The sequence below is a fragment of the Gemmatimonadaceae bacterium genome (genome assembly GCA_040882285.1).
Classification (GTDB): domain Bacteria; phylum Gemmatimonadota; class Gemmatimonadetes; order Gemmatimonadales; family Gemmatimonadaceae; genus JACDCY01.
Genome location: JBBEBQ010000018.1, coordinates 26,716 through 37,844, shown reverse-complemented (window position 1 = coordinate 37,844; position 11,129 = coordinate 26,716). Strand labels below are relative to the sequence as shown.

Annotated in this window: 10 protein-coding genes and 1 tRNA gene; 4 read left to right on the top strand and 7 right to left on the bottom strand. The window is 66.6% G+C overall.

All coding sequences use genetic code 11. The features are described from left to right. Positions 1-188: 188 nt before the first annotated feature. From WEA80_09400 to WEA80_09380, 5 genes are all read right to left on the bottom strand, one after another. Positions 189-707: a hypothetical protein gene (locus WEA80_09400; protein ID MEX1186791.1), complete on the bottom strand. Its 519-nt coding sequence runs from the start codon at positions 705-707 to the stop codon at positions 189-191. A 251-nt stretch (positions 708-958) separates the two neighbouring features. After that, positions 959-1,852, bottom strand: a complete 894-nt coding sequence (locus WEA80_09395) for a diacylglycerol kinase family protein (protein ID MEX1186790.1) — start codon at positions 1,850-1,852, stop codon at positions 959-961. Between the two features lie 86 nt (positions 1,853-1,938). Then, positions 1,939-3,129, bottom strand: a complete 1,191-nt coding sequence (locus tag WEA80_09390) for a peptidoglycan-binding protein (GenBank protein MEX1186789.1) — start codon at positions 3,127-3,129, stop codon at positions 1,939-1,941. An 84-nt stretch (positions 3,130-3,213) separates the two neighbouring features. Next, a complete protein-coding gene (locus WEA80_09385) occupies positions 3,214-3,888 on the bottom strand; it encodes a hypothetical protein (protein MEX1186788.1) in 675 nt (224 codons plus the stop codon). Further along, positions 3,885-5,453 (bottom strand): cytochrome b N-terminal domain-containing protein, encoded by a 1,569-nt coding sequence (locus tag WEA80_09380; GenBank protein MEX1186787.1) that lies wholly within the window; start codon positions 5,451-5,453, stop codon positions 3,885-3,887. The genes WEA80_09385 and WEA80_09380 overlap by 4 nt, the downstream gene beginning before the upstream one ends. Positions 5,454-5,613: 160 nt before the next feature. Here WEA80_09380 and WEA80_09375 point away from each other — a divergent pair, with 160 nt between their 5' ends. From WEA80_09375 to WEA80_09360, 4 genes are read left to right on the top strand one after another with little or no spacing between them, the layout of a single operon-like run. Beyond that, positions 5,614-5,784, top strand: a complete 171-nt coding sequence (locus tag WEA80_09375; protein ID MEX1186786.1) for a hypothetical protein — start codon at positions 5,614-5,616, stop codon at positions 5,782-5,784. 10 nt (positions 5,785-5,794) lie between these two features. Beyond that, positions 5,795-6,382 carry a hypothetical protein gene (locus tag WEA80_09370; GenBank protein ID MEX1186785.1) on the top strand — a complete coding sequence of 196 codons (588 nt, stop codon included), beginning with the start codon at positions 5,795-5,797 and terminating at the stop codon, positions 6,380-6,382. Then, positions 6,379-8,163 carry a cbb3-type cytochrome c oxidase subunit I gene (locus WEA80_09365; protein MEX1186784.1) on the top strand — a complete coding sequence of 595 codons (1,785 nt, stop codon included), beginning with the start codon at positions 6,379-6,381 and terminating at the stop codon, positions 8,161-8,163. Before WEA80_09370 ends, WEA80_09365 begins: the two co-directional genes overlap by 4 nt. 5 nt (positions 8,164-8,168) lie before the next feature. Further along, a complete protein-coding gene (locus WEA80_09360; GenBank protein ID MEX1186783.1) occupies positions 8,169-9,053 on the top strand; it encodes an SCO family protein in 885 nt (294 codons plus the stop codon). Between the two features lie 72 nt (positions 9,054-9,125). Here the strand turns inward: WEA80_09360 and WEA80_09355 are convergent. Both WEA80_09355 and WEA80_09350 read right to left on the bottom strand, forming a co-directional pair. After that, positions 9,126-9,210 (bottom strand) — tRNA-Leu (locus WEA80_09355). A gap of 118 nt (positions 9,211-9,328) precedes the next feature. Beyond that, positions 9,329-11,113, bottom strand: coding sequence for a hypothetical protein (locus WEA80_09350; GenBank protein ID MEX1186782.1), 1,785 nt, complete (start codon positions 11,111-11,113; stop codon positions 9,329-9,331). Positions 11,114-11,129: the final 16 nt, after the last annotated feature.

Below are 11,129 nucleotides of genomic sequence, written 5' to 3'. Positions count from 1 at the left end.
TCCCCTGGACGTGCGCGAAGAGCGGAGCGGCAGGACGCGACGTCGCACGCGAGTCGGCCTCCTCGCGCTTACTGCGGATGGGAGGTTGGGGTTGGGGATGGTTGCCAGCACCGTCTTGGCGAGCGCGGTTTGCTCGCGTAGGTGCAGGCAACCATCCCCAACCCCAACCGACCGGCGGAATCGACGCGTCAGACGGGCGGGATCGCGTCGACCGTCGCGGACCGGACGGCTTCGGGCCCGCGTACGTGTTCGACGAAGATCTGCTGGACGAGGCGGTTGGCTTCCTTCACGTACTCGTCGTGATGCCGCTCGCCGAGCTCGCCGATTTCCGCCAGCGGCTCGATGTTCAGGGTGCGTCCGGCCTCACGGAAGGTCTTGAACGTGTCCTCGGCCTGCCGCGCCATGACGATGTCCCCCACCAGGCGCAGGAAATCGCTCTCCCGCGCCGCGTCGGCCAGGTCGCGCGCCATGCCGAGCGCCGCGCCCACCGCCTTCTTCCCTATGCCTGCCTCGGCGCCGAGCGTCTGCTGGTAGTCCTCGAGCATCCGGTGGTGCTCGCGCATGTGCGGGATGTGTCTGGTGCAGAGATCGCGGAACCGCGAGTCTTCGGCCTGGGATTCATGGTCCTCGAGTGCGCGCAGAAATGCCCCGTGCTGCATCACCGCGTTGTTGATCTGGCTCTTGAGAAAATCTGTGCCCCTGTCCATTGAAACCTCCTGTTGAATAGCCTTCGGTTTGACAGGAGATGGAGGTGCACATAACGCGCCATTGACGACTGCGGACTCAGGACCAACGGCCATTGCGGATCGGCGATTAATTGAGGATTACGGACCACAGCCAGTGCCGTTCCCCGAGTTCCGCTCATCCTCGGTCCTCAATTAATCGCCGATCCGCAATTGTAGTTAGTCCTGAGGCCGCAAAGTCCTAAGTCCTCAGTCCGCAATCACGAAGGCGAGCATCAGAGCCCTCGTCCCCTGCCGCTCGGAAGAATCAGCCGCCCCGCGCCCGGGAGAACGCGCACGCCGAGCGGAGTGGATCCGGCCAGCTCTCCGTCGGCCTGGACGGTACGCGCGGGGACCGTGGTGATCTCGATCTCGCGACCCGAGAGGTAGGACATGCACGGGTCGGGCGAGAAATCGCGCCGCATCATCTTCCAGGTGATTCGCGTGGCGTCGGCGTTGGTCGTCGGCGAGAAAATGCAGACGTTGAGCACGCCGTCGTCGTGCAGAATTCCGTCGCCGAGCGTGAGCAGGTGTCGGAACATCGTCCCGAAATTCGCGACGAGAATGGCGGACGCGCTCCGCTCGAACGGCACCCCATCGACGGTTCCGCTGACCTGGAACGCGTCGAAGCGAAGGAGCGAGCGCAGCCCGACGATCACGTACGACAGCACGCCAAGGCGGCGCTTGAGCCAACGCGGGGTCTCGGCGATCATCGTGGCGTCCACTCCGACGCCGGCCCCGATCCCGAAGAGCCGGCCGTCACCGAGCTGGCCCAGATCGATCCGCGCTTCGCGACCGGCCGCGAGAGCCCTTACGGCCGGGCGCACTCTGAGCGGTATGCCGAGCGACCGGGCGAGGAGGTTGCCGGTGCCGCCGGGTAGGATCCCGACCGGCGGCCCTTTGCCCGCGAGCGCGCCAATCACGTCCATCGCAGTGCCGTCTCCGCCTAATGTGAACACGGCGTCATAAGAGCCGGCTCGCTCCGCGGCGATCACGGCGGCGTGCCCCGCGTATTCTGTAGCTACGGAGTCCGCTTCAATCTTCGCGCGCGCCAGCTCGCGGGCAGCGGCGGCCTGCCTCCTCGCGCCGCCGTGTGAGGCGGGATTCGCAATGACGAGGGCACGCCGCATCAGCAGAAGTTACAAGCGCGGGTCCGCGGGGAGCCAAAAAAAGAGAGGGCCGCTTGGCCCGCTCTCTACGTCACGGTGATGCCATGCTACCGATAGGTCGGATCCAGCTCCGCGAGCTGGGCGCGGATGGATGTCCAGGCGTTCTGCACCTGCGATGTGGTTCGCGCCTGCGTGAGCGCTGCGTCCACGCGCCTCGCGCTCGCGACGAGCGATCTACCCGCGAGTACCACGCCCTCGACGTTGCCGGAGACGCGCACGAGCTGCTCATATAGCTCCGAATTGTCGGCGAACGCCGACAGCGCGAACAGCAGCTCGACGTCCCCCTCGGCGTACAGCCGGCGCGTATCCATCCGCCCCGCCGTGGAGATCATGAGATCCTGACGCTCGCGCGCGACCAGCGCCGTTGCGCCCCTGCGAAGCAGCGAAGCTTCCGCGGGCGAGAGGACCGCGAACGCGCTGCTCGCAGAAAGGCCGAGCATCTGCGCGGTCCGGCCGTCGAGATTTCCGGTCGCGATTATTCCCTTGTCCACCTGGTATTCGAACAGAGCGTTCCGCGTGGCATCGTCGAGCTGCCCGTTGATCGTGCCGCGGTAGTAGTTCTGCCGCGCCAGCGCCTGTTGCGCCGCCCGGATCATTTCGGAGCTCGTGTAGATGGTGAACGCGTCCGGGGAGCGCGCCGCTCCGCTGCGCGTGAGCACGAGTCCGGATTCGAGCTGCACGGCGAGCGGAGTGCCCGCGGGAAGACGAACGTCGGCACCGGACGAGAGCAGCCCACCGAGTGCGCCGAGAATCCCCGACGCAGCGTCGCCGCCGGCTCCGGCTATCGCGGCGCCGACTCCGGTGCGCCCGCCAACGAGAACGACTCGCGCGTTCGGATCGGACTCGATCTGACGCCGCTCAGCCGCGTCAGTGCTCGTCAGGCGGCCGCTGACCGCGACCGAGCTGCCGTTCGGAAGCGCAAGGCGGTCGAACCGGACGTCGATGGCGCCGGACTGCTGCCGCGTGGCGGCTTGCGCGGCGACCACTACTCCACGAATGCGACTACCTGCCGGGATGACGGTGAAGTTGTCCACGCGTACCGTGTCGGCAACCACCGTCTCGAACGTCTGGCCGGGTCGCGCGGTGGAAGACTCCAACGCGGTAGCGGTGCGGACAATCATCACGGTGCCCTCGGGCACCACTACCCGCGTCTGCGCGGACGCGTCCAACGCGGCTACCGCGGAAAAGCACAGGATACCAAGCGCGCGATAGCGCGAGATGTATTGGCTGATTTTCATCTTTTGACCTCTGTGGCAAGGATTACGTGCACAGGTGATCGTCTTGCACGGATCGTTCCGTTACCGGGGCGCTCTACAGCGCCCTTACGGCAGTGAATCCCCGCTGACCCTGATGAGGCGGCGGCTCCGCTGGTCGTAGCTCACCAGCACCACCTCGCGGGGCTCGAGACTGACGTCCAGGTCGAGCCGCAGCTCGGCGGGAATGGACTCCTCCCGGCGGCGACGACGCTCGTCGATCTCGCGCCGCGCCCGTGCGGGCGGCAGGTCTCCCGGGCGAGGGACGTCGTCTTCTCCAACCCGTCGATCGTCGTCGTCATCGTCGTCGTCGTCCGCGGCCGAAGTTGATTGCTGGTCGGCGGGAATCGTGTCGATGCGGGAGAGGCGAACCGCGAAAGCGGCCGGACCCGGCGGAACCGGCAGGTCCCGGGAAACGTACAGCGGGCGATCGTTGCGCAGGCCGCCACCGCGCACGACCTGCGAATGCAGCAGCGCGCCGTTCCGGCGAACCTCCAGGCGGTAGCGCGCGGTGGTCCCTTCGCAGACGACGCTCTGTCGCATCTGCGGGGCTAGCCTGGCGAGCTCCTCGTCGGTCTGCCGGCGGCATATCTCGATGCGCTCCGGCCGCGCGCCCAGCGAGATTCGCATGATCGCGTCATCGCCCCGGGCAACCTTCAGTGGAGCGATCGATCCCCAGGCGGTCGCGAGCAGGACGGCGGCGCTGAGCGTGGCCGCGGCGAGGAAGCGAAGCGCGGACTTCATGTTTCCTCGCCGATCGGCACGGGATCGCATTCGAGATCGATGGCCACTACCGGCTCCGCCACCTGCTCTCCGGCGAGGCGAAGCTGCTCCTGGAACCCGGTGATGGCAGCCCACGCCTTCGCGGGCTCGCTCGCGTTGGCGAACGCGAGCCTGACCCGTTGGCGGTCCACCCTGGCCTTCAGCTCCGCTTCCCGATCGTGATACACGCGCTCGTTCAGCCAGCGCGGCCCCTCGCGATTCCAGCAGTCGCGCGGCGGGCACGCGAGCGTAAGCACTCCGCCGCCTCCGCTTCGCACCAGCAGCTCGATGACCGACGTGTGCAGGCTGCCGGCGCAGTCCACTGGATACAGCACCACGCCGCGTGCGTCGGCCTCCTTTGCGAGATTCGGAGCGCCCCGCTCGCAGCAGATCACCACCAGCTCACCTTCCCGCCGCTCGGGCCGCGCGATGAAAGCGCGCGCGCGGGAGAGCTGGTCGCGGCCGGTGCGGCCCGGGGGGCCCACGCCCATGGGCGCGCAGGAGCCGGCGCAGATCCCGCAGCTCACGCAGAGATCGGGATCGACGCGAGCCACTTCCTCGGAGCGTCCGTCGCTGCGCGCGAACATGGTGATCGCCTCGTACGGGCAGTCGAGCGCGCACTGCCGGCACCCGACGCAGATATCTTCGTCCACCACCGACTTGGGCGGTGCCTGCTCGCCCCGCCGCTTGGCTACAAGAGGGATCAGCAGCACCGCGAAGAACGTGAGCGCAGCGCCCAGCAGCGCGGTGCCTCCGTCGAGCGACCGGGACAGCGGCAGCCAGAACGCGTAAAACCAGTCGGCCGGCACGGACGCCGGAATGCGCAACGGATTCGCCTCCGGCGCCATGGCCAGCGGCCGGACGACGGAAAGCGCGACGAGGGCGCCGATCAGCGTCCACATCACCGGCTTGGGCGGGAGCAGCTTCGGCCGCGCCAGCTTCGAGGTGTGCAACAGCAGCACCGCGAACATGCTGAGCGGGATTCCGACGTGGGCGAAGAGGTTGATGAAAAAGAAAACGCTCGGCAGCGGCCGCTCGCCGGTGAACGCGCGCGACATCGGCTCCGAGAGGACGGGGAGCGCGTCGAGCATCCGCGCACCCTCGAGCGCCAGCACCTCCCCGAACGAGTCCCAGACCAGGACATACCCCGTCCAGCCCGAGACGAGCACGAGCAGGAGGAGCACCACGCCGCTCATCCAGGCGCGCGCGCGCGGTCCCCAGCTCCGGCCCTGCGCGTACATGCGCGCCGCGTGCACGGCGACCGCGACGAGCGCCGCGTCGCTGGCGTAGCGATGCAGCGCGCGGATCCAGTTGCCGAGCCAGGGATCCGCGGTGATGCGCGCTACCGAGTCGTAGGGCGTGCCGACACGGTAGAAGAAGGTCAGCCACAGTCCGCTGACGAGCAGGACGAAGAGCAGCGCAACCGCGATCGTCCCGCTTTGATACAGCGGGTTGTACTTCCAGCCGTACAGGCGGTTGGAGGTCGCGTCGGCCAGCGTGAGGAAACGGAGAACAAAGCGCTCCGCGGGGCGGGATGGAGCGGCCATCAGTGATGCGAGCGGTTCATGCGGGCGGGTGAGGAGGGGCGTGTGTCAGGCAAATCCCTACACCATATATCAGAGCATTCACTGATGCGTCACCTCGTCGTACTTTGTGATTGTTCGCGACCTGATAATCCGCTCCCGGCTTCTCAATCCCGCAAACCTCATGACTGATCTCCGAAGCGACGATTCGCCGCCTGAGCCGATTCCACTCTGGCAACGACTATTCGACAACGTGTGGCTCCTGCTCGCGTTGGGTCTCGTCATCATGTTCGCGATTTTCACGGCGTGGGGCCTCTGGGAGATCGTGACGCTCCCACCCGCCGAACTCCCCTAAGGGCACACTCATGCACATCGATATCCATACCGGGCTCGATTCGCCCAAAGGTAACTGGTGGAAGCCGGCGCACCGGTCGGAAAAGACGTGGGTCGTCATCGCCTTCGCGTGGTGCATGGTGCTCTTCGCGATGATGCCGCTCTGGCACTGGAAGGGCGGACAGAATCCGTCGGGCATCCGGCGACGCGTCGAGCCGGCCGCGTTCTACAAGCGCACACTCGAGTTCACCAACCAGTACAAGGTGGGCGACGACCGCGGCATGCCGATCGTGGCTCCTCCGCCGGGAGCCGACATCTATCTGACCGCGATGGCCTTTCAGTGGACTCCGATTCTCAAGCTGCAGAAAGGCAAGGAGTACATCCTGCACCTGTCCTCACTCGACGTGAATCACGGGTTCTCGCTGTATCCGATCAACATCAACTTCCAGGTCGTGCCGGGCTACGACTACGGCCTGCGGGTCACCCCCAACGCGGCCGGTGACTTCCGGATCATCTGCAACGAGTTCTGCGGAATCGGCCACCACACAATGGTCGGGAGGGTGATCGTCGAGGATTCGTCGACGGCACCAGTCGCGGCCGCGGCCGGAGACCTCCAGTGAGCGCGCCGATCGTACCCGCATCCGCGATCGGACCGGCAACGGGCGTTCCGGCCGGCACGCGGTTCACCGTATGCCCATTTACCGGCCGCAGATTGGACGAGGTGGCGCTGAGCCTGACGCGATGGAACGCCGTGACGTCGATCGTCGCGCTGCTGGTGGGCGCCATCGCGGCGGTGCTCATCGTGCTCACGCGCTGGCAGGCCGTGCACCTTTTGCCCGCGGTCTGGTTCTACCGCATTCTGGGCGTGCACGGGATGAGCATGCTCATCTTCTTCATCATCTTCTTCGAGATGGCGGTGCTGCACTTCACGAGCACCGCGCTGCTGAACGCCAGGAACGTCGCGCCGAAGACGTCGTGGTTCGCGTACGGCCTGATGCTGCTCGGCGCGCTGATGGTGGAGTACCTGATGTGGGCCGGAAAGGCGGACGTCCTGTTCACCTCGTACGTGCCGTTGCGCGCGCACCCGCTCTTCTACCTCGGTGTCATTTTGTTCGCGGTCGGCGCGCTGATCGTCACCGGAGTCTTCTTCGCGAACCTCGCGATTGCCAAGCGCGAGCGCACTTACGAGGGGTCCATGCCCCTCGTGGTATACGGCGCGATGACCGCCGCGATCATCGCGGCGATCACGCTGGTTCACGGCGCGATGATCTACATCCCCACCTTCCTCTGGTCGCTGGGTCTGATGGAAGTGGACCCGCAGGTGTACCGGCTGCTCTGGTGGGCGCTGGGCCATTCCTCGCAGCAGATCAACGTCGCGGCCATGGTCGCCATCTGGTACATGCTCGGCGCGCTCACGGTGGGCGCGGTCGTGCTCAACGAGAAGATCAGCCGCTCGGCGTTCGTGCTGTACATCCTGTTCATCTCCTTGGCGTCGGCGCACCACCTGCTCGTGGATCCCGGAATGGGATCGGCATGGAAGATCGTGAACACCAGCTACTTCATGTACATGGCCGTCCTCGCGTCGTTGCTGCACGGCTTCACCGTTCCGGCAGGAATGGAGCTTGGCATGCGGCTGCGTGGCTACACCAACGGCATGTTCGATTGGCTGCGCAGGGCGCCGTGGGGCGATCCCGGCTTCAGCTCGCTGGTGCTGTCCATCGTAGTGTTCGGGTTCATAGGCGGCATCACCGGCGTCACGATCGGCACGGAGCAGATCAACATCATCGTGCACAACACGCTCCGCTCGCCCGGCCATTTCCACGCGACGGTCGTCAGCGGCACGGCCATGGCGTTCATGGGATTGACGTACTATCTGATCCCGCTCGTATTCCGGAAGAAAGTCGCGCTCTGGTCGCTCGCGAAGCTGCAGCCGTACATCTTCGCCGGCGGAATGGTCATCTTCACGATCTCGATGACCTTCGCGGGCACCTTTGGAGTGCCGCGGCGGCACTGGGACATCAGCTTCAGCCAGGCGCCGTTCGACGTGGCGTTCAGCCCCGCGGTGGACATGTTCCTCGCATTGGTCGCGCTCGGCGGGGTGACGGCCGCGACGGGAGCCTTCATCTTCATCGCGATCGCGGTGAAATCGGTGTTCTTCGGCGAGGCGCTCGGCGAGGTGGTTCCGCTCAGCAACATGCGCGGAGTGCCGCAGGGACTCACCCACCCGCCCAAGCATAGCGCGGACGTGGACGAGCGGTGGGAGAGGATGCACGGACCCGAAGCCGGCTGGATGGGCCCCGCGCCGGGGACGCTCGTGCTCGTGTTCGTATTCCTCGCCGCGTTCATGCTGTACTTCTTCGTGAACTGGAAGGTGCTCTCGTTCGTGTGGAGGATCGGCTGATACAGGTGCGGCGCGGAACGCCGGCGCTCGCCGCGCTCGCCCTGATCATTCTGATCACGGCGGCGTGGTGGGCGCTGGCCCTCTGGCCGCTGACGGCAGAGGCGCCGGAGTGGCTGGCACGGACGCGCTACGTGTGCTTTGGGGCGGGCGTCGGTGGACTGCCTGACGCCGGCGGCTGGGTGCTGCTCATCGGCCAGCCGCTCGGCATGCTGCTGCTGCTGCTGGCGGTTTGGGGCGGAGACACGCGCGCGGGAATCAGCAGGCTGCTGGAGCGCACGACCGGCCAGATAACGGTCGGAATAATCTCGGCCGTGCTGGTCGCCGCCGTGGGGAGCGTGGTACTGCGCGTGCGCGAGGTCAACGCGGAGCCGTTCGATCCGAACCCTGCCACCAGCCTGGCACAGCAGCTCACGCGGATCAACGACGTTCCACCCGCGCTCTCGCTGGTGAACCAATCCGGCGATACGGTCAGGCTGGATCGATACCACGGCAGGGCCGTGCTGGTGACGTTTGCCTTCGCGCATTGCGAGACGGTATGTCCGCTGGTCGTGAACGACGTGCTGTCGGCCCGCGATAAGATCGCGGCGACCGATCCGGTGCGGACCCCGGCGGTGATCGTGGTAACGCTGGATCCGTTCCGCGATACGCCGAGCCGGTTGCCGGCGATCGCGAAGCAGTGGGGGCTGACCGGCGACGCGCATGTGTTGAGCGGCTCGATCGAGGATGTCGAGCGCACGTTGAGCAAATGGAGGATCCCGCGTATTCGCAACGAGCGAACCGGCGACCTCTCCCACCCTACCATGGTCTACGCGATCGGGCCGAACGGCCGGATCACTTACGTGGTCACGGGCAGCTCGGATCAGATCGTAGCGGCGGTTCGCGCGCTCTGAGTCGCGCATTTTTGTGGAGGCACAAAAAGCCCGCCGGAAGGCGGGCTTTTTTTCGGTGTCACGGGGAAAGGATGCTCGGGGTGGGGATCGAACCCACATGAGGTTTTACCTCAAGGGATTTTAAGTCCCTCGCGTCTACCCGTTTCGCCACCCGAGCGATGAACTGCAGTGACTAGTGATTCGTGACTAGTGACTAGTAAATACAAAGGCTGGCTGTTCCAACAGAGCAGTCACTAGCCACTAGTCACTAGTCACTAGTCACTAGTCACTGCCTTTCACGGCCGCACGCCTAAGACGTGCACGGCATACCATACAGTATACGCCAGCAGGCCGGCCAGGGTTGCGTCGCCGCCGTTCGCCGTTGCGGCTCCGTCGGCGTCCACCAGCTCGGCGGCGAAGCCGTTGTCGAGCGGCGCGCGCCGCAGCCATTTGAGCGTGGCGCCGGCGCTTGGACCGACCAGGCGCGCGCAGTGCGTCGCGAGCGCGGCCGGCTGCTGCGCGTCGAGCGGACGCACCGTGCGCCGGTACACCGAGTCTTCGCGGCGAATGCCGTCGTAGAATGGCAGCCAGTACAGCGACGCGACCGGGTCGTCATCCGACGAGGACGCGCCGGAGAGGTCGATCGACGAGTGCAGCACGGCCGTTCCCGCATCTTCCGTCGTCGCGAACTTCCGTCGCAACGCGGCGCGAATGGCCTCCGGGTCCTCGACCTTCTCCGCGGTCTTCTCGTCCAGCGTGCGCTTGAACATCTCCATGGCCTGGGCGACCACGGCGTTGGCGTGCGCGCCGTACGGCTGGCTCACGGGCTCGCCGCCGGGCGTGACCTCGGTCGAATACAGCGGCCAGCGGTTGTCCCGCCGCGCCTCGATATCGTCGTGCGATTGGTAGAGTGTGTCGGCGACGGCGGGCTCTTCCACGATCAGGTCGTCGCCGGTCTGGGAGATGTACCGCTCCACCGCGATCGCGTAGGCCGACGCGCCCTCCAGCGAGAACCCGGCCTGGAACAGCGTCCCGTCGAGATAGTGCACGCCCGTCCCCGGCGCGTACCCGTGCAGCTCGCACATGCGCAGGATCAGCTCGCGCGCGAGATCCGCGTCGGCGAGCTGCACGGCGGGAATCGTCCACGTCAGCGCTTCCCAGTCGTTGACCGTGAGTCCGTGCGAGTTCCACGGCACGCGCGTGCGAACGAGATAGAAGTGCGCGTCGTCCAGCGCGCGACCCACGCCGTAAAAGTATGCGAGGAGCAGATTGCGGTTGATCAGCCGGTCGAGCGCGTCGTTGCCGATGGACTGCTCGAACGAGCGCAGGGTTTCGGAGGTGATGCGAAGCAGCTCCTTCCACCCGCGCCGGCGCATGACCGCGACGGTGGCCTCGGCGCCGTCGCGCTCGGGGCCGGCGCCGATGTAGAACGCGTCCTCCACGCGCTCGCCGGAGCCGATCTCGATCTCGCGCGTGAGCGACCAGCGCGGCGAATCACCGCCGCTCACTTCCACCTTGCATTCCCCGTCGCCGCCGACGGCCAGCGCGGCGTGCGCCGGAATCGCGGCACCGTCCAGCACGATCACCCCGCGGTCGCCGGCGGTGATGCGATGCGCGTCGTCGAAGGTGCGCGCTGAACGGACCCGCTGCTGCCGATGGCCGAGCGACCCCTCGAAGCCGAGCGTGACGGTGATCGCCGATTTGCTCCGGTTCACCATGCTGATCGCGTAGACGGCGCCGGCTACGTCCGCGTCGCGCCCGTACGGCGCGAAGATCGTCCCCCGCACCGCCAGCTCGCCGGCAATGCAACTGAACGTGGGGAGCCAGGTAGAGACGTGCTCCCACGCCATCCCCTCCGCGGCGAGCTCACGCGCGACTCCGCCGACGCTGATAGTCGGTTTCGCCAGCGGCGCGGATCCGCCATTGACGAAATCCGGCCCGCCGGCGAACTCGATCGCGCCGCGGGCGGCGCGGTGCAGCATCCCGACGGCGTGCAGCGACCCGTCGGCGGGGTGGATGCACGGCAGCGCCAGCCAGTGGTTGCCGGTGAGCTGCCACGGAATGCGGGGGATCTTCGTCATTGTGGCTGGGAATCTA

Bases quoted from the DNA above. Each gene is read 5' to 3' on its own strand.
- WEA80_09400 (MEX1186791.1), bottom strand. From the start codon at position 707: ATGGACAGGGGCACAGATTTTCTCAAGAGCCAGATCAACAACGCGGTG.
- WEA80_09395 (MEX1186790.1), bottom strand. From the start codon at position 1,852: ATGCGGCGTGCCCTCGTCATTGCGAATCCCGCCTCACACGGCGGCGCG.
- WEA80_09390 (MEX1186789.1), bottom strand. From the start codon at position 3,129: ATGAAAATCAGCCAATACATCTCGCGCTATCGCGCGCTTGGTATCCTG.
- WEA80_09385 (MEX1186788.1), bottom strand. From the start codon at position 3,888: ATGAAGTCCGCGCTTCGCTTCCTCGCCGCGGCCACGCTCAGCGCCGCC.
- WEA80_09380 (MEX1186787.1), bottom strand. From the start codon at position 5,453: ATGGCCGCTCCATCCCGCCCCGCGGAGCGCTTTGTTCTCCGTTTCCTC.
- WEA80_09375 (MEX1186786.1), top strand. From the start codon at position 5,614: ATGACTGATCTCCGAAGCGACGATTCGCCGCCTGAGCCGATTCCACTC.
- WEA80_09370 (MEX1186785.1), top strand. From the start codon at position 5,795: ATGCACATCGATATCCATACCGGGCTCGATTCGCCCAAAGGTAACTGG.
- WEA80_09350 (MEX1186782.1), bottom strand. From the start codon at position 11,113: ATGACGAAGATCCCCCGCATTCCGTGGCAGCTCACCGGCAACCACTGG.